General features: G+C 70.7%; 18 protein-coding genes and 1 pseudogene. 16 read left to right on the top strand and 3 right to left on the bottom strand.

Annotated elements, in window-relative coordinates; genetic code table 11:
* Positions 1 to 4 precede the first annotated feature (4 nt).
* The 3 genes from IAG42_RS35025 (at position 5) to IAG42_RS35015 (ending at position 3,570) form a co-directional block, all read left to right on the top strand.
* Positions 5 to 1,801: a bifunctional sugar phosphate isomerase/epimerase/4-hydroxyphenylpyruvate dioxygenase family protein gene (locus IAG42_RS35025; RefSeq protein WP_188340965.1), complete on the top strand. Its 1,797-nt coding sequence runs from the start codon at positions 5 to 7 to the stop codon at positions 1,799 to 1,801.
* An 82-nt stretch (positions 1,802 to 1,883) separates the two neighbouring features.
* Positions 1,884 to 2,540 (top strand): TetR family transcriptional regulator, encoded by a 657-nt coding sequence (locus IAG42_RS35020; RefSeq protein ID WP_188340964.1) that lies wholly within the window; start codon positions 1,884 to 1,886, stop codon positions 2,538 to 2,540.
* A gap of 52 nt (positions 2,541 to 2,592) precedes the next feature.
* Positions 2,593 to 3,570 carry an L-threonylcarbamoyladenylate synthase gene (locus IAG42_RS35015; RefSeq protein ID WP_188340963.1) on the top strand — a complete coding sequence of 326 codons (978 nt, stop codon included), beginning with the start codon at positions 2,593 to 2,595 and terminating at the stop codon, positions 3,568 to 3,570.
* A gap of 105 nt (positions 3,571 to 3,675) precedes the next feature.
* Here the strand turns inward: IAG42_RS35015 and IAG42_RS35010 are convergent, their stop codons facing one another.
* Entirely contained in the window at positions 3,676 to 4,302 is a 627-nt protein-coding gene (locus IAG42_RS35010) for a carbonic anhydrase (RefSeq protein ID WP_188340962.1), read from the bottom strand.
* A 250-nt stretch (positions 4,303 to 4,552) separates the two neighbouring features.
* Here IAG42_RS35010 and IAG42_RS38510 point away from each other — a divergent pair.
* Positions 4,553 to 4,834: pseudogene (locus IAG42_RS38510) on the top strand (aldo/keto reductase); the annotation flags it as partial.
* A 79-nt stretch (positions 4,835 to 4,913) separates the two neighbouring features.
* On the opposite strand, the gene IAG42_RS35000 reads toward IAG42_RS38510, so the two are convergent.
* Complete coding sequence (locus IAG42_RS35000) at positions 4,914 to 5,894, bottom strand: quinone oxidoreductase family protein (protein WP_188340961.1); 981 nt, start codon at positions 5,892 to 5,894, stop codon at positions 4,914 to 4,916.
* 299 nt (positions 5,895 to 6,193) lie between these two features.
* Between IAG42_RS35000 and IAG42_RS34995 the strand changes: the two genes are divergently transcribed.
* The 5 genes from IAG42_RS34995 (at position 6,194) to IAG42_RS34975 (ending at position 10,450) form a co-directional block, all read left to right on the top strand.
* A complete protein-coding gene (locus IAG42_RS34995) occupies positions 6,194 to 6,610 on the top strand; it encodes a PRC-barrel domain containing protein (protein ID WP_223206312.1) in 417 nt (138 codons plus the stop codon).
* 71 nt (positions 6,611 to 6,681) lie between these two features.
* Positions 6,682 to 7,116: a VOC family protein gene (locus IAG42_RS34990; protein WP_188340960.1), complete on the top strand. Its 435-nt coding sequence runs from the start codon at positions 6,682 to 6,684 to the stop codon at positions 7,114 to 7,116.
* A gap of 185 nt (positions 7,117 to 7,301) precedes the next feature.
* Positions 7,302 to 7,739, top strand: a complete 438-nt coding sequence (locus IAG42_RS34985) for a solute carrier family 23 protein (RefSeq protein ID WP_223206311.1) — start codon at positions 7,302 to 7,304, stop codon at positions 7,737 to 7,739.
* A gap of 340 nt (positions 7,740 to 8,079) precedes the next feature.
* Positions 8,080 to 9,066 (top strand): isopenicillin N synthase family dioxygenase, encoded by a 987-nt coding sequence (locus IAG42_RS34980; protein ID WP_188340959.1) that lies wholly within the window; start codon positions 8,080 to 8,082, stop codon positions 9,064 to 9,066.
* Positions 9,067 to 9,070: 4 nt separating this feature from the next.
* Positions 9,071 to 10,450 carry a nucleobase:cation symporter-2 family protein gene (locus IAG42_RS34975; RefSeq protein ID WP_188340958.1) on the top strand — a complete coding sequence of 460 codons (1,380 nt, stop codon included), beginning with the start codon at positions 9,071 to 9,073 and terminating at the stop codon, positions 10,448 to 10,450.
* A gap of 49 nt (positions 10,451 to 10,499) precedes the next feature.
* Here IAG42_RS34975 and IAG42_RS34970 read toward each other — a convergent pair whose 3' ends face one another.
* On the bottom strand, positions 10,500 to 11,129 hold the full coding sequence (locus IAG42_RS34970) for a type III effector protein (RefSeq protein WP_188340957.1): 630 nt from the start codon (positions 11,127 to 11,129) through the stop codon (positions 10,500 to 10,502).
* Positions 11,130 to 11,258: 129 nt separating this feature from the next.
* On the opposite strand from IAG42_RS34970, the gene IAG42_RS34965 reads away from it, so the two are divergent.
* The 7 genes from IAG42_RS34965 to IAG42_RS34935 all read left to right on the top strand — a co-directional run bounded on the left by IAG42_RS34965 (position 11,259) and on the right by IAG42_RS34935 (position 17,518).
* On the top strand, positions 11,259 to 11,690 hold the full coding sequence (locus IAG42_RS34965; RefSeq protein ID WP_188340956.1) for an Hsp20/alpha crystallin family protein: 432 nt from the start codon (positions 11,259 to 11,261) through the stop codon (positions 11,688 to 11,690).
* A gap of 103 nt (positions 11,691 to 11,793) precedes the next feature.
* On the top strand, positions 11,794 to 12,189 hold the full coding sequence (locus tag IAG42_RS34960; RefSeq protein WP_188340955.1) for a DUF2267 domain-containing protein: 396 nt from the start codon (positions 11,794 to 11,796) through the stop codon (positions 12,187 to 12,189).
* Positions 12,190 to 12,248: 59 nt separating this feature from the next.
* Positions 12,249 to 12,692 carry a DUF2267 domain-containing protein gene (locus IAG42_RS34955; protein ID WP_188340954.1) on the top strand — a complete coding sequence of 148 codons (444 nt, stop codon included), beginning with the start codon at positions 12,249 to 12,251 and terminating at the stop codon, positions 12,690 to 12,692.
* Positions 12,693 to 13,214: 522 nt separating this feature from the next.
* On the top strand, positions 13,215 to 13,712 hold the full coding sequence (locus tag IAG42_RS34950) for a hypothetical protein (RefSeq protein WP_223206309.1): 498 nt from the start codon (positions 13,215 to 13,217) through the stop codon (positions 13,710 to 13,712).
* 199 nt (positions 13,713 to 13,911) lie between these two features.
* Positions 13,912 to 15,573, top strand: a complete 1,662-nt coding sequence (locus IAG42_RS34945; RefSeq protein WP_188340953.1) for a hypothetical protein — start codon at positions 13,912 to 13,914, stop codon at positions 15,571 to 15,573.
* Entirely contained in the window at positions 15,570 to 16,304 is a 735-nt protein-coding gene (locus IAG42_RS34940) for an ABC transporter ATP-binding protein (protein ID WP_223206308.1), read from the top strand. The genes IAG42_RS34945 and IAG42_RS34940 overlap by 4 nt, the downstream gene beginning before the upstream one ends.
* The gene (locus IAG42_RS34935) at positions 16,301 to 17,518 is read left to right on the top strand and encodes an ABC transporter permease (RefSeq protein WP_188340952.1); all 1,218 of its coding nucleotides are present in this window, start codon (positions 16,301 to 16,303) and stop codon (positions 17,516 to 17,518) included. The genes IAG42_RS34940 and IAG42_RS34935 overlap by 4 nt, the downstream gene beginning before the upstream one ends.
* Positions 17,519 to 17,568 lie beyond the last annotated feature (50 nt).

Raw genomic sequence — 17,568 nt, 5'->3', positions numbered from 1 at the left:
CCCCTTGCGCAAGTCGATCGCCACCGTCTCCCTCAGCGGCCCGCTCTCCGAGAAGCTCACCGCCATCGCCACCGCCGGCTTCGACGGCGTGGAGATCTTCGAGAACGATCTGCTCTCCACCTCGCTCAGCCCCGAGGACGTGCGCCTGCGCTGCGCCGACCTCGGCCTGAGCATCGACCTCTACCAGCCGTTCCGCGACTTCGAGGCCGTCCCCGCCGAGCTGCTCGCCCGCAACCTCCGGCGCGCGGAACGGAAGTTCGACGTGATGGAGCGGCTGGGCGCCGATCTGCTGCTGGTCTGCTCCAGCGTCGCCCCGGAATCCCTGGACGACGACGCTCTCGCCGCCGAACAGTTGCGACAGCTCGCGGACCGGGCACAGCGGCGCGGCATCCGCATCGCGTACGAGGCACTCGCCTGGGGCCGACACGTCGATACGTACGACCACGCCTGGCGGATCGTCGAACAGGCCGACCATCCGGCCCTCGGCACCTGCCTGGACAGCTTCCACATCCTCTCCCGGGCAGGCGATCCTGGCGGTATCACCGACATCCCCGGCGAGAAGATCTTCTTCCTCCAGCTGGCCGACGCACCGCTGATGGCGATGGACGTCCTGCAGTGGAGCCGCCACTACCGCTGCTTCCCGGGCCAGGGCGGCCTCGATGTCGCCGGCGTGGTGGCGGCGGCCGTCAAAGCCGGATACCGAGGCCCCCTGTCCCTCGAAGTGTTCAACGACGTCTTCCGGCAGGCAGGCGCGGCGTCCACCGCCGTCGACGCGCTGCGCTCCCTCCTTCTCCTCGAGGAGTCCGCGGGACTTGCCGCGCCGCCCGCCGCGGCCGCCCCTTCGGGTTTCGCCTTCGCCGAGCTGACCGCGGCCGACACCGAGCCGCTGCGCGGCGTACTGGGGGCACTGGGCTTCTCCCGTGCCGGACGGCACACCTCCAAACCGGTCGAACTGTGGCAGCAGGGCGAGGCCCGGATCCTGGTGAACACCGGCGCGGGCGGCCACCGCGGCGGACCCGCCCTGGCCGCCATCGGCCTGGAGACCCCCGACCCGGCACAGGCCGCACGGCGCGCGGAGGCACTGCTCGCCCCCGTCGTCCCGCGCCGGCGCGGCCCGAAGGACACTCCGCTGGATGCCGTCGCCGCACCCGACGCCACGCAGCTGTTCTTCTGCCGTACGGGCAAGCCGGACCATCCGAGCTGGACCGACGACTTCACCGGTCTGCCGCCGACGCACGCGGAGCCGGCCGGTGGCGTCAGTCGCATCGACCACATCGCGCTGACCCAGCCATGGCACCAGTTCGACGAAGCCTCACTGTTCTACCGGCGCGTCCTGGGGCTCCAGGCCGATGAGAGCCTCGACCTGGCCGACCCGTACGGGCTGTTCCGCAGCCGCGCCGTCGCCGGCCCGGACGGTGGCGTGCGGATCGCCCTCAACGTCGCCCCCGCGCCGGGCGAGGAGAACGTCCGCTTCCAGCACATCGCGCTGGCCACGGACGACATCGTCGCCACGGCCCGTCTCCTGCGGGAGCGGGGCGCGGGACTGCTGCCGATCCCCGACAACTACTACGACGATCTGGACGCGCGCCACGACATCGAGCCACACCTTCTGCGGACACTGCGGGAGTCGGGCATCCTCTACGACCGCGACGAGACGGGGGAGTTCTTCCATTGCTACACCCCGACCATCGGGCGGGTCTTCTTCGAGCTGGTGCAACGCACCGGTGGCTATCGCGGCTACGGGGCACAGAACGCGGGTGTCCGGCTGGCCGCGCAGCACGCGTACCAGCACGGCGTCTGACCCGCGCCGACGCCTACGACCTGCTGTGACGGCCGACGTTAGACTGACGGGCCCCGGACAGTCCGTCTCAGCGAGGAGCCGCATGGCCGCCGTTCCCCCGTCAGCCAAGCCCGCCAGGCGCACCCGCGACGCGGCTCGGACCCAGGCGGAGATCCTCGACGTGGCCACGGAGGAGTTCGCCCGCCTCGGCTTCACGGGCGCGCGCGTGGACGAGATCGCCGCCCGCATGCGCACCACGAAGCGGATGATCTACTACTACTTCGGCAGCAAGGAGCAGCTCTTCACCGCGGTCCTGGAGCGGGCCTACGCGGTCATCCGGCGCCAGGAGCAGCAGCTCGACGTCGAGCACCTGGACCCGGTGTCCGCGATCCGCCGCCTGGCCGAGCTCACCTTCGACCACCACGAGGCACACCCCGACTTCATCCGCCTGGTCAGCATCGAGAACATCCACGAGGCCGAGCACATCGCGGCAGCCTCGAGCCTGGGCTCCCTCAGCTCCCCCGCGACCGAGGTCATCGGCCGCATCCTGGAGGCCGGGCGCGAGCAGGGCGTCTTCACGGCCGACGTGGACGCCGTCGACCTGCACGCGATGATCAGCTCGTTCTGCTTCTTCAGAGTGGCCAACCGGCACACCTTCCAGGCTCTGTTCGGACGCGACCTCACGCAGCCGGGGCGGCGCGAGCACTACCGGACGATGCTCGGCGACATGGTCATCGCGTACCTGACGTCGACGCCCTGACCTTCCGGGGACGGTCCGGAGGTGCTCTCGTCGGCCTTCTAGGATTGTGGACGTGAACGCAGGAACCCATGACATCGAGAAGGCCGCCGGTGTGCTGCGCGCCGGCGGTCTGGTGGCCCTCCCGACCGAGACCGTCTACGGACTGGGAGCCGACGCCGAGAACCCCGAGGCCGTCTCACGCATCTTCCAGGTCAAGGGGCGTCCGCCGTCCCATCCGCTGATCGTCCACATCGGCGGTTCCGAGCAGCTGGACGACTGGGTGCGGGAGGTGCCCGCGACCGCCCGGCTGCTGGCGGAGCATTTCTGGCCCGGGCCTCTCACGCTGGTCCTGCGCCGGGGGCCACGGGTCCCCCTCGAAGCGACGGGCGGCTTGGAGACGGTGGCCGTGCGGGTGCCGGACCACCCCGTCGCCCTCTCCTTGCTGGCGGCGTTCGGCGGCGGTGTCACGGCCCCGTCCGCCAACCGTTTCGGGCAGGTCAGCCCCACCACCGCCGACGACGTCCGTGCCGAGCTCGGCGACGCCGTCGACTTCGTGCTGGACGGCGGCCGCTGTGCGGTCGGAGTCGAGTCCACGATCGTCGACGTCACGAGCGAGATCCCGACGATCTTGCGGCCCGGCGGGGTGACACGCGAAGACCTCGAAAAGGTGCTGGGCCACCCGATCGACGTTCCTTCGGCGAGCCAGGTCCGGGTGCCGGGCCAGCACCCCTCCCACTACGCCCCGCGCGCTCGTGTCGTCCTCGTCGAGGCGGAAGAGGTCGCCGCCGAAGCGGCACGGGCCCAGGCGTCGGGGCACCAGGTGGGCGTTCTGCTCCCCGCCGCCCTCACGGACGCCGACGTGAAGGCGCACACCGTGGTGACGGTCCCGGGTTCGATGTCCGACTACGCGCGCCGGCTGTACGGGTTCCTGCGGGAGTTCGACGAGCGCGGATGCGACCTCGTCGTCGCGTCACTGCCCGCGGAAGCGGGGCTGGGCCTGGCGATCGCCAACCGGCTGCGGCGCGCGGCGGGGCCCCGGACCGTCGTGTGACCACGGGCTGATGCCGTGCCGCGCGGCCTGCCGTCTCGAGGCAGGCCGCGCGGCAAGAGTCCGGTCAGTGACCCGGGCCGGAATCCGGCCGAAGGCGCTGGACAGTCAGGACGTGCCGAGGCCGCGGGTTGCCACGAGTTGTGCGCTGCCGTCGGCCAGCCGGTAGGAGAGCCCCACCACGCCGAGACGGCCCGCGTCCACCGCCTCGGCCAGGGCGCGAGAGCGTTCCAGCAGCAGATCCACCGTGTGCTCGATGTGCTCGGCCAGGATCTCGTCGGGCTTCTCCCGCCCGGCGGCACGGGCGGCGAGCACGCTCGGGGTCACCCGTTCGACCACGTCACGGACGAAGCCGCCCGGCGTCTTACCGGTCTCCAGCGCGGAACAGGCGGCGCCGACGGCGCCGCACGAGTCGTGGCCGAGCACGACGACCAGCGGGGCACTGAGCACGCTCACACCGAACTCGATGGAACCGAGAACCTCGGTGCCGGCGACATGGCCCGCGGTGCGGACCACGAACAGGTCCCCCAGCCCTCGGTCGAAGATGATCTCGGCGGCCAGCCGGGAGTCGGAGCACCCGAACAGCACCGCGAACGGCTGCTGGGACGGCGCGATCTCCGTGCGCCGGGCCGCGTCCTGGTTCGGGTGCTCGGACGTGCCGGCGACAAAGCGCTGATTACCGGCCATGAGCAGCTCAAAGGCGTCGCGGGGCGTCAGGTTCTGGGTATCGGTCATGACGGCAGCCTACGAGGCACCGGCAGAGGGCACCTCTCCGCGCCCCCTCCAGAGGCACGACGACCTCGAACCGTACGGAGATCACGCCGATCTCAGGGCGCCTCATCGCCTTGGTGCCGCGACCGTTGACCTTGATGTCCTGTTCGACCCTCAGACGGGCGAAATCCTCCTCGTGCGTGGCGAATTCGGCTGTGCGATCGGACAGCACCCGTCCTCCGGATGTGCGGCCCAAGCCGCGCGCGGGTGAGCGATCTCGGAGATCTTGCGCGGCCTGGACGATCTCGTGCGTCAGGGCAAGGTCCCGTACGTGGCCATGTCCAACGTCCCCTCCTGGCAGGTGTCGCGCATGCAGGCGATCTCCGACCTGCGGGGCTGGTCGCCCCTGGTCGCGCTGCAGATCGAGTACAGCCTGAAGGAACGCACCGGTGAACGCGACCTGATTCCCATGGCGCGCGAGCTCGGGCTGGGGGTCGTGCCGTACTCACCGCTGGGCCGCGGGGTCTTCACCGGAAAGTACGGACGCGACGACCTGGCCGGTGAACATCTCCGTACGGTGACTCCTGGCGATCGAGACGCGCTGCTGACACAGAGGATCCCCACCTGTGCAGAGATCAGAGGCCGGTATCGCCGGTATCCCCCATGTCGAGCACGATCCTTCCCACAGCGCTGCCCGTACGCAGCCGCTCCACGGCTTCGCCGAGCGCGTCCATTCGGTACCGCTCGTACGGCAGGGTCAGCGCGCCCGAGGACAGGTCAGGCAGCAGGCGCAGCACTTCGGGAGCCACTTCCTGACCGCGGGAGATCATGTTGACGGGGAGGAGCGCGACGTCGGCGAGGAAGAAGTCCGCGAGGTCCAGGGCGAGTTCGCGGCCGGCCGTGTAGCCGAGGAGCGCGGCTCTGCCTCGTGGGCGGACGAGGGTGAGGGCGTCGCGCAGGATCCGGCCGCCGACCGTGTCGATCAGCGCGTCGACCTTGCCCCCGATCGCCTCCTCGGTGAGTTCGGAGGCGAGCAGCGCCTTGGCGACGCCGGGTACGTGCCGCAGCTTCGCCTGACGCCCTACCGCTCCGATCACCTCCGCACCGGCCCGTGCCGCGAGCTGTGCGGCCATGGCGCCGACCGCGCCGGACGCGCCGGTCACCAGCACCCGCTCCCCCGGCCGCACCTTGGCGATCGCGTGCACCGCCGCCCAGGCGGTGCCGACCGGCGAGAAGTAGATGCAGGCCAGAGCGGGGTCGGTGCCCTCGGGCATGGTTTCCACGGCGGCGTCCGGGACGAGCGCGTGCTCGGTCCAGGCGCCGTCGCGGCTCAGCCCCAGTCCTTCGCCGCGCAGTCGGACGAGCGCCCCCTCAGGGTGTGTGTCCGAAGCGACGACGTAGCCGCTGCCCTGGGTGCCGGGGACGAACGGCAGCTGGGGAAGGATTCCGAACTGCCCGTCGAGGATGTTCAGGTCGAGATGGGCGACGGTGGCCGCGACCACCCGGACCAGGGTGTGACCGGGCATCGGCGCGGGCACGGTCCGCTCCGCGAGCCTCGGCAGCGTGCCGAACTCCTCGAGGGCCAGGACGCGAGAAGTGAACGAGGCAGTGCTCACGTGCGGTGTTCTCCCTTTCCCCTTGGGGCGTGGCGTTTGCCGGCGTCGACGGTGACGCCCCTTCCCCCGTTGCCACCCTAGCCCGCTGCTTGTGTCGTACATACATCACGGCCGACACACGTCGGCGACGCCGCTCGCGCCGCCTGTGGCCCCTCGGACTCCAGCCGCCCGGTCCCGCATCCAGAGGACGAGCAGGTTTATCCCCGCGCGGCAGGGAACTCGGGCCGCGAGCGCAAAATCGGGCGCACCGCACGAAACGCAGCAATCGTCCGCGTACCACGATCTGCGGAGGATGACTCATGAGCGAGAGCATCTGGAACTACCCGTCCGCCGCCGGCTACACCCCGGACACCGATCTGACCGGGTACAAGGTCGAGGCGACGGACGGCAGCATCGGCAAGGTCGACAAACACTCCCAGGAGGTCGGAGGCCAGTACATCGTCGTCGACACCGGCGTGTGGATCTTCGGCAAGGAGGTCATGCTGCCCGCCGGCACGATCACGCACATCGACCCGGACGCGAAGACGATCAGCGTCGGGCGCAGCAAGGAGCAGATCAAGGCTGCTCCTGAGTTCGACAAGAACAAGCACCTCGGCAACACCGAGTACCACGAGGAGCTGGGCACCCACTACAGCAGCGGTGCGGGCAGCGGCATCACGACGCCCACACCTCCCGGCACTCCCGGCAGCCTCGGCGAGACTTCCCACCGGGCGTAGGACGGCGCCCCCCGCCGCGCACGAGCCTTCCCACCTGCGGAGACGAGCGGGGCCACTGCTATCGTGCGCCGATGTCCACGATCAAGCAGCTCCAGGTGACCATCGACTGCGCGGAACCCACGCGCCTCGCCGCATTCTGGTGCGAAGTCCTCGGGTACGTCGTACCTCCGGTACCGGAGGGGTTCGCCTCCTGGGAGGAGTACGACCTTTCGCTGCCGTCTCAGGAGCGGATCGTCTACTTCGGGTGCACCGATCCCTCGGGCGCCGGCCCCCGCGTACTCTTCCAGCGCGTCCCCGAGAGCAAGAAGGTCAAGAACCGCGTGCATCTCGACGTGCGGGCCGGCCTGGGACTCGTGGGGGACGAGCGACTGTCCACGCTGGAGGCCGAATGCGCGCGGCTGGTCGCGCTCGGCGGAACACATGTGCGCACGATGTATGCCGATGAAGAGAACGAGTCCTGCATTGTGATGCAGGACCTCGAGGGCAACGAGTTCTGCCTCGCCTGACCCTCCTCCGGTCTGCGCCGCGCCGTTCGGGTACGCCGCAGTTTCCTGACCGCAACGCCGCCGAAACACCTCCTTCCTAGCGTCACCCCCACACCGGTCATGGCTGCAACGGCCGGTGGGTGTACGGGTGCGGGGCCGGCCCGGGCGCTAACCAGCCGTCTTCCGCCGAGCTGCGAGGAGGAACGATGGCTGTTGTCGAGCATGCCGTCGCGCCCGCACACCTGGGACCGCACCCCGTGGACGTACGGCCGCCGTGGAGGCGGCTCGTTCCGCTGAGCTTGCAGCATCTGCTCGTCGCGTACGCGGGCATGGCCACCATGCCGCTGCTGGTGGGCACCGCGCTGCATCTGCCCGAGGACCGGATACGTCTGCTCATCAGCGCGAACCTGCTGGTCAGCGGGGTCGCCACCGTGTTGCAGTCGCTGGGGTCGAAGTGGTTCGGGGCGCGGTTGCCGATCGTGATGGGCTCCACGTTCACCGCGATCACCCCCGCGATCCTGATCGGGCAGGAGCACGGGCTCGCCGCCGTGTTCGGCGCGACCCTCGTGTACGGATCGTCCTGCACCGCTTCGACCGGGACTACGCCTGCCTTCCGGTCCGCGATCCGGGAGCCACGCTGTTGACGTGTGCGGGCAGCAGGACGGTGGCGGCCGTACTGGTCGGCGGCGAGATGCTGGTACGCGACGGGGAGCATGTCCGGCTGCCGTCCCGGGAGTTGGCGGCCGGCCTCGCCTTGAGCTTTACGGCTGCGTAACAGCACGGCCTCCTCAGGTAACACACACCGTGCAGGCTGGCCCCATCGCGTGCGGGCCCCGCCCAGGGGCCCGCACCAGCCCACGGCGCCGGGCCCACGACGGGGCCCGCCGTGACCGTGCACGCGGGCATCTGAGTGCCCGCGCTGGGGATCGCAGGGGCGGTGACTGCATCCCGTAGCAACTCCGTTTCAGAGGAGCGACAGCCGCGATGACGAACACCACGTACACACTGGACGAGTTGGCCAAGGAGACCCGCATGGGCGGGGCCGGGACGGAGACGTCCGCCCGGGAGATCCGCCGCATCGACCTCAGCGACTTCGAGCGCCGGAAGGCGGAGATCACCGAGGAACTGTGGGCCGCCGCGACCGACATCGGCTTCTTCCAGCTGGTCGGCCACGGCATCGAACCCGGCGCCGTGGACGCCGCGTTCGCCGATGCCGAGGCCTTCTTCGCCTTGCCGGAGGAGACCAAGGCGCGGCACGGTCTGAAGAAGGGGCTCAACTCCGGCTGGGAGTCGATGACCCAGGTGCGTCCCTCGATCGGGACGCCCGACCAGAAGGAGTCGTACCAGCTGACCCGTCCGCACATGGAGGGGCTGTGGCCGGACGACGTGCTGCCCGGGTTCCGGGAGCGGATGCTGGCGTTCGAGGGGCGCTGCCGGGACCTGGCGATGCGGGTGCTGTCGTGCTTCGCGGACAGGCTGGGGCTGCCCGAGGGGTTCTTCGCGCGCGCCCACGACCCGGCGAGCCCGCAGTACCAGTCGACGCTGCGGATGCTGCACTACTTCGCCGTGCCCGAGGATGCCGTGATCCCCGCGAACGTGTGGCGGGCCGGGGCGCACACCGACTTCGACTGCCTGACGCTGCTGTTCCAGCGGGACGGGCAGGGCGGGCTGCAGGTGTGCCCGGGCAAGGAGGCCGAGGCGCAGGAGTGGACGGCTGTCGAGCCGGCGGACTCCGTGATCACCTGCAACATCGGGGACATGCTGATGCGGTGGAGCGACGACCGGCTCCCGTCGAACTTCCACCGGGTCAGGTCACCGGGGCCTGACGACGACCGGTCGGCCCGCCACAGCATCGCGTTCTTCGCCCAGGCCGACCGTGACGTGGTGATCGAGGGTCCGGAGGGCCGGTACCCGCCGATCACGGCGGCCGACTACATCCAGCAGCGCATCGCTGCCAACTTCGCGCGATAGGTAGGTGGTTGACGTGACGATTCCCGCGAAGGGCGGACAGCCGTCCGGTCTCGGGCGGCTCGCGGTGCTGGGGCTCCAGCACGTGCTGGTGATGTACACGGGGTGTGTGACCGTGCCGTTGGTGTTCGGTGCGGCGGCCGGGCTCGATGCCGCGACGATCGCCGTCCTGATCAACGCCGATCTGCTCGTCGCGGGCGTCGTCACGATGATCCAGGGTGCCGGTGTCGGCCGCTTCCTCGGGGTGCGGATGCCGGTGATGGCGGGGGCCGCGTTCACCGCGGTGACGCCGATGATTCTGATCGCCGGGGAGTACGGCCTTCAGGCCGTGTACGGGTCGATGCTCGCGGCCGGAGTGTTCGGGCTGCTGATCGCCTACCCGTTCGCGAAGGCGGTCCGCTTCTTCCCGCCTCTGGTGAGTGGCGTGGTGATCACGGTGGTGGGGCTTGCCCTGATCGGCGTGGGCGTGAACCTGGTCGTCGGGAACGACCCGAAGGCCGCCGATCACGCGGCGCCTTCACGGCTCGCGCTGGCCGCGTTCGTCGTCGTCGTGATCCTCCTGGTGGCGCGGTTCGGGCGAGGATTTCTCGCTCAAACCGGCGTGCTGCTGGGCCTGTTGGCGGGGACGGCGGTCGCCGTGCCGCTGGGCCTGGTGGACTTCTCCGCGGCACGGACGGCGGACTGGATCGGGGTCAGCGCCCCGTTCCACTTCGGCGCCCCGGAGTTCCCCGCGGTCGCCGTGCTGTCGATGTGTGTGGTGATGCTGGTCCTCTTCGCCGAGTCGACGGCCGATCTGATCGCGGTCGCGGAGCTGACCGGGAAGCGGCTGTCCACCGCCGACATGGCGCGCGGGCTGGCCGCGGACGGGCTCTCCGGGGTGCTGGGAGGCGTCATGAACGCCTTCCTCGACACGGTGTTCGCGCAGAACGTGGGCCTGGTGACGATGACGAAGGTGCGCAGCCGGCACGTCGCGACGATCGCGGGCGGCATCCTCGTGGTCCTCGGCCTGGTTCCCAAACTCGGGGCGCTGGTCGCCGGGTTGCCGCAGCCGGTGGTCGGCGCGGCGGGGCTCGTGATGTTCGCGACGGTCGCCGCGGTCGGTATCGACACGCTCCGCAAGGTCGACTTCGACGGCACGCACAACCTGCTGATCGTCGCGGTGTCGATCGGCTTCGGCATGGCACCGGAAGTGGCACCGGACCTGTACTCACGCTTCCCCGAGGGCGTCGGCATCGTCCTCGGATCACCGGTGACGAGTGCGACGCTGCTGGCCTTCTGCCTGAACCTGGCGTTCAACGGCGGGAGTCCACGACGCGACGCCGGGCTCGCGAGGGTGCCCGTGGCGGAGGTGCGTCGCGAGGCGCCGGCAGGGCGGACGGGAGCCTGACGACAAGCCCGGAGTCGCCCCGGGGGGCGACTGGATCGTCTTCTCGTGTCTACGGGGCCGTGAGGGTGTCGAGCCGGGCGGCGAGATCGGGATGGGCGGCGACCAGGTGGGGGCGAGCGGCGACCAAGGGCGCGATGAGGTCGGCGGCATCGTCGTGGGCGAGGGCCGCGTGGAGTTCGCCGAGCGGGCGGCGGGCAGCGGCAGACAGGTCGGTGAGCGCCGTGATCTGTCCGGCGAGCCGGCGCAGGTCGGCGGCATTGTGGCGGGCCCGGGCAGCGGCGGTGCGGTCGGCGGCACGGGCCTGGCGGGTGGCCGTCACGCGCTGCTCGCCCGTGGTCCCGGCCGGGCCGGGGCGGCCGCGCAGGTAGCGGCGCTCGGCTGCCTGTCGGCTGGCGACGCCGAGGGGCGGGGCGAGGTCGGCCCAGCTGGCGCCCGCGTCACGGGCCGTTTCGATCAGGCAGGTCTCCCATCCGGCGAGCCGCTCGCGGACCTGCCGCAGCAGCAGCAACGAGGCCAGGGCCTGCTCCGGGCCCGGCCCGGCGTCGGAGGCGTCCGGGGCATCCTGCTGGGCTTCGCGCAGGGCGTCGTCTATGGCGTTGAGGGCTGTCGCGGCGGCGAGGAACGAGGCCGGGCCCGGGGCGTCGGTGCCGTTCGTGGACGGCTGGTCGGCAGGGGTCACGGACGCCTCCCTGGCGCTTGTCATCGAACTGACGACATCATGTTTGTCATCCATTGGATGACATGTTACAACGGTGTCAGTGAGGCGCATTGGCAGTAACTGCCTGAACCTGCTGGAGGTGTTTTCACGATGTTGATGCGCACTGACCCCTTCCGTGAGCTGGACCGGCTGACGCAGCAGCTGATGAGCCCGGGGACCTGGTCGAGGCCGTCGGCGATGCCGATGGACGCCTACCGCGAGGGCGACGAGTACGTGGTGGCCTTCGATCTCCCCGGCGTCACCGCGGACGCGATCGACATCGACGTCGAGCGGAACATGCTGACGGTCAAGGCCGAGCGCCGGCCGGTGGCGAAGGCCGACGACGTGCAGATGGAACTGTCCGAGCGGCCGCTGGGAGCCTTCTCCCGCCAGATCGTGCTCGCCGACACGCTCGACACCGAGCGCATCAAGGCCGACTACGACGCGGGCGTGCTCACCCTGCGCATCCCGATCGTCGAGCGCGCCAAGCCCCGCAAGATCTCCATCGGCGCCGGGACCGGCCACAAGGAGATCTCCGGCTGACACCGGCCGGACAGGTGCGGAGGACGGACACCTGATCTCCCCCTCCATCCCGCCCTCCGCACCCCGCGGGCAGTGCGAAGAACGAGAAGGGGTGGCGGCCGAGATGACCCTGCGACGCGAAGCCTTCCTCGACCACGTCAAGGAACGCGGCCGGTACGGCACTGAAGAGGAAGCCGAACGCGCGGCCCGCGTCGTGCTCGCCCTGCTCGGCGCGCACCTGGTCGGCGAAGTCCGCGCCCGGCTCGCGGCTCGCCTGCCGGAGGAATTCGCCCTGATCCTGCTCAACCCGCTGCAGAGCGCCGAACCGCTCTCGCCGGAGCGGTTCGTGCGAGCGACCGCGGCGTGGATCGAGGGCGCCACCGAGCAGACCGCGACCTGGGACGTCAGTGCCGTGCTCTCCACGGTCGCCGACACCGCCGGGGATGACCTCCTCAAGGAGATCCTGCTCCAGCTCCCCGCAGACTACGACCTGCTCTTCGGCCGCCCCCAGCCCACCTGACCACCGGTGCCGCGCACCGGCACCGTCCAACCCTGGCTTGACGAAAGGCATGCACCGCAGTGATCACCGACGCGCGCGTTCCGCTTGAGCAGCAGCAGCCGTTCGGGGCGGCGTATCAGCAGATGCTGGAGAGGGTCCGCTACGAAGGGGCCTACCCCACCCGCGAGAGAGCGGACGAGGTCGTCCGCCTGGTCCTTTCGGGGCTGGGCCGTCAACTGACCGGCGACGAACGTGTCGACCTGGCCGCCTGCCTGCCCCTGGAGGCCGCACGTGTCCTGACCTCGCAGATCCCCGACCTCCAGCCACTGACCGGCTGGGCCTTCGTCAAGGACCTCGCCGCCCGCTCCGGCACCTCCCTGGCCACCACCCGCTGGGACACCGGCTCCGTCTTCGCCGCCGTCGCCGCCCACGCCGGCCCCCACCTCATGACGCGCATCCTGCACCAGCTCCCCTCCGGCTACGCCCTGCTGTTCGGCCAGGCCGAACTCAACGCGGCCGCGTAAGCGGGAAGTCGGCACTCGCGGCCGGAACAGGGCCCACGCCCGCCCGGCACGCCGGCTCGCTCGGCGCAGTCCCCCGATCCGCGCGATCGGGGGACTTGGCGCCTTCGCCTCGGACGCCGGAGTCCACCCCGACGTATGCGGAGAACGCCCCCCGTGACCTCGCCGGCGTCAGCGCTCAGCCCGCGGAGCAATCCCTCAGTTCAGTCTCCGGCCTACCGTTGAGAACCGCATCGCCGCAGGTCGATCCGTCGGCGACGTCCGGGCGGCCAGGGCCCGCACTCAGAGATTCCGCCGCCGCCCACCCTCTCGGCGCGGCCGAATTGGACTCCCTCCCTCAGAGACCGGTTCCACCCTTTCCGCGTGACGCGCGTCACGTTCCACTATGCGTCTCGCAAAGCTGCACGGAGATATCGAGAGCCGGTAGAAAAGGCGGCGCACACCGACCGAGGAATTCAGGTGGGCACCGCACACGGTTTCCCGACCGGGTGACCGCTCTCGATATCTCACGGGGAGACAATCGAAATGAACAACGGCATACGCACGCGTCTGGTGTCCGGGGCTGCCGCCGCCTTCGCGGCCGGCGCCCTCGTGCTGGCGGGTTCGCCGGCTCACGCCACCTCGGCGTCCACGCAGGTGGGCCTCCCGGGCGGAAACAAGATCACCGTCAACTCCTGGCACTGCAACACCTACGTGAAGTCCTGCTCCTGGAAGGCCTCCACGAAGATGTCCGGGTCGCACCCGAAGCAGGCGGCCTGGATCCAGAACCGCGCTGAGCTCAAGGCGCACGGCTTCCGCGTCTCCGTCAAGATCTCCAAGAACCCCGAGGCCACGCTCACGATGAAGAGCAAGTCTCTGGGCGTGGTGCGGTGGAAGAACCACACCGCACGGATCGCCGACACCTACGGCAAGATGACGCCGAGCAAGGCCACGGTCTACGTGTCGACGAAGAGCTGCGGCTCGGCCAAGGTGACCAGCCGGATCAAGGTCAGCGAGAAGTGCGCGTACGCGGGAGCCGCGTGACCTGTGTGCCGCCCCGGCGGACACGGGCGTCTGACTTGAGTACATGAAGGTGCCGCACCGTCAGGGCCCGACGGTGCGGCACCTTTTTGCGGCCTTGATATTCCCTGAAACTCCATCTCCCCTGAAAAGGGAAACAGCGCACGGGGGACTTTCGATGAAATTCGGCGCAGCAAAGCACGGAAAATACGGAACGAAGCGCATGTCCGTCCTGATGGGCGTGGTCATGTGCGCCCTCCTCACCACTTCATGCGGCGGGTCCGCATCCGAGCGGTCCGGCGCCCGCGGCTCTGCCGCCGCACGACAGTTCGACCGCCTGGTCAGCAAAGAGAACGGGTACTACTACCACCCGTTCCTACGGCAGCAGCCTGCCGGACCCCAAGCCCAGTCCTTCGCCCTGCGGACCCTGTCCGAACTCGGCCATGCATCCCGGGTCCGCATGCATGCCGCAGAGGTCAGATCGTGGCGTCAGGGAGCGCTGGAGACCTCGTCGCTCTGGGGCCGGGACTGGCTGATCCCTCTCTGGCAGGCCGGCGCCGACCGGGCACTCGGCCGGCGTGACGCCACTGACGTGAACAAGACCCGCACCAAGGGCGGCTGGTATGTCGACTCCGCGCTCGGCGACGACGACGAGGCGGCGCGCCTCGGTTCCACCTGGGCCGCTCTCGGTGTGCTCGACGCACTCGGGCGGCTGGACGACCTCCCGTCCGCGGACCGGGCCGCCACCGTCGCCTGGCTCGGCTCGGTGGCCGAGAGGCCGCACGCCCTCGACCAGAGCAGCGCCCTGGCCGGCTCGCTCCGGCTGCTCAAGCAGCCTGTCCCCACCGCCCTCGCCCAGGTCACGGCCCCGCGCACCGGCGACTTCGCGGACCTGTCCCCCGACGAGCGGGCGACACGGCTCGCCGACACCTACAGCTACGTACTGATCCGGGAGGCGGCGGGCAAGCCCGCGGTCGTCGATCGCACGGTCTGGGAACCGGTGCTCCGGGACGGCGCGGCGACACTCCCCTACGAGCAGCTCTACCAGCTCGTCCACCTGCTGAAGGCGGCCGGGACACCGCGGTCCGCCTTCGCCCCGGTCCTCGATCGGCTCGACGGCGCGCGGCTGGCCGACGGAACCGTCCGCGAGCCCGACGCTTTCATCGGCGATCCGGAAGCCTCTCTCTTCGTCCAACGGCTGCGCGCACTGGCCGGCTTCCCGCGCCAGGACCCCGGCCTGCTGCGGGCCATGGAGCGCGAGGAGAAGTCCGGCACCGCGAGCCCCGAGGCCGCCGAGCGACTGGACCGGGCCGCTCTGCGCACCGTCACCGAGGACAGCGCCCCGGGCGACACCGTTCGACGGCTGTGCGCGGATCCGAACCTGGTGCCCACGACCGTGACACCGCAGAACGCCACCGCCTGGCAGCGGACGGTCCTCACCTGCGCCGACGCAGGAGCGGAGACCGTCGATCCGGTGGTCCCCGCCTGGCGTCCGAACTCCGCGGACGCGGTGCTCGCCGCGGCCACACTCACCGTGGGACTCGCCGACAGCGACCGCCGCGACCTGGTCCCGTCCTGGATCACCGCCGAGTCCCTGCGACGGTGGGCGCGCGATCCGGCCCCGTTCGCTTCCCTCTACGACTACACCCTGGTCGTCCGAGCCCACGTCCTGCTCGGCGGTGCCCTGGACACACCGCTGCGCACGGCTCTCGCGCGGGCCGTCACCGCGCACCGGGGATGCCCCGGTCTGCCGGACCTGTACCAGGTCGGAGCCGGCGACAAGGCCTGTGACCTGAAGACCACCTGGGGAGTGTGGGCGCTCGACCATGAACTGGACGGCGCCATGGGCTGGTTGCCCGACGGGACCACGAGGAACGGAAAGTGAGCGAGAGCTTCGTGAGCGTGCTGCTGCGGGCCGAAGGTGTCAGCAAGTCCTACTCCCTGCGCGGCCGGAGGGTCGACGTCCTGCGGGATGCCGATCTCGCCGTGGAAGGAGGGAAGATGACCGCCCTGGTCGGCCACTCGGGATCCGGCAAGACCACCCTGTTGCACATCCTCGGGCTGCTGACGCCACCGGACCGCGGCCGCGTGGTCGTCGACGGCGCGGCCGGCTCGGGCGGCGCCGGGCCCGTCGACACGACGGGCATGTCGGACCGTGCCCTGGCCGATCTGCGGCGCAGCCGGCTCGGGTTCGTCTTCCAGTCGTACAACCTGCTGCCCCAGCACTCGGCCCTGCGCAATGTGGCCCTGCCGTTCCCCGGCCGCCTCGCGGACGGCGAGCGGCGCGCCCGTGACCTGCTGGCCCGCGTGGGGCTCGCCGACCGGGCCCACCATCTGCCGAGCGAACTGTCGGGCGGCGAGCAGCAGCGGGTCGCGCTCGCCCGGGCACTGATCAACGACCCGCCCGTGATCCTGGCCGACGAGCCGACCGGAAACCTCGACACCGACAGCGAGGAACTCCTCCTGGGGCTCTTCCGCGAGCTGGCCGACGAAGGCCGCGCGGTGCTCCTCGTGACCCACAACCCGGCCGTCGCGGAGGCCGCGGACCGGGTGCATCTGCTCGAACGGGGCACGTTCGCCCCGGCCGGCCGTACGGAGACGGAGCGCGCGAAGTGAACACCTTCGGGATGGCCCTCGCCAACGTCCACGCCCTGCGCCGCCGCCTGTTCGGCCTCGTGGCCCTGGTCGCCGTCGCGGCCGCCGTCTGTCTGGGCGCGCTGGGCATCGCCGACCGGGCGCAGGGCGCCGCCGACGCGGATGTCCGGGAGAGCAGCGCCAACCGCAGCATCACCGTCGACCGGCCGGACGAGCGCCCCGACGCCCGGCAGCTGACGGACCGCACCGCGGCCCGGCTGGCGAAACTGCCGCGCGTCGCCTCCGTCCAGCCCCGCGCCCAGGCCTCGTTCGGTGTGCTGACCGAAGCGGGCGACACCGTTCTGCTGTACGCGACGACCTACCGTCCCGCGCTCCCCCCGCCGGTCGTGAAGTCCGTGCGCAAGCACGTCTTCCCGCTGCGCCCCGGCGAGATCGTCGCGCCCGCCAAGTCCCAGGGCGTGGACCTGAGCGGGCACGTCGGCGAAGACCTCGACATCGAGACCACGCGCTTCGTGCGCCAGGGCGAGGGGAAGGGGGTGCGCGACCGTGCTCGGCTCGTCGGTGTGTACGACCCGACGTGGCAGCTGGACAACCCCGATGCCGCCTACGCCGCCGACACCACCGTGATCGCGTGGGCGGCACGTCGCGCCGGCGAACCCGAGGACCGCTACCTCTCCACCATCGGCTACGACCAGCTGACCGTGGTCGCCGAGACGGCGTCGGACGTGCCGCGCGTGACGAAGTCGGTGCAGGAACTGGGCTACCCCGCCGTCACGATCCAGCAGCAGCTCGACGCACTGCCCGCCGTCCTCGACATGATCGGAGTCGTCGGCCGCGTGCTGCTCGGAGTGCTCGGCGTCCTCGCCTTCGTCGGCGCCGTGACCGTGACCGGTGCGCTGTCGCGGCAGCGCGCCCAGGAGATCGGCGTCCTCAAAGCGGTCGGTTTCCGCACCCGCGCGGTCCTGACGATGCTCGTCACCGAGATGGCTGTGGTCGGTGCCGTGGCCGCGCTTCTCGGCACGGCACTCGGCGCGGTCCTCGGCGGTGGCACCGCCGCTCTGCTGCGAGGCAGGGCCGATCTCGCACCGTATGTCAGTGGCTGGCTCGTGCTGCCCTCCGCGGACGCTCTGTGCCTGGTGCTCGGTCTGACGGTGCTGGTGGTGGCGACGGGCTCGGTGGTCCCGGCGCGCAGGGCGGCGCGCAAGTCCCCCACGGAGGCGATGAAGGACTGGTGACCGTCCTCCGGTTGGCAGGATCGTGCACGGAGAACGTCAGGAGGCTGCCA

The organism is Streptomyces xanthii, from assembly GCF_014621695.1.
Taxonomy (GTDB): domain Bacteria; phylum Actinomycetota; class Actinomycetes; order Streptomycetales; family Streptomycetaceae; genus Streptomyces; species Streptomyces xanthii.
This window is presented reverse-complemented; position numbering and strand designations above follow the sequence as displayed.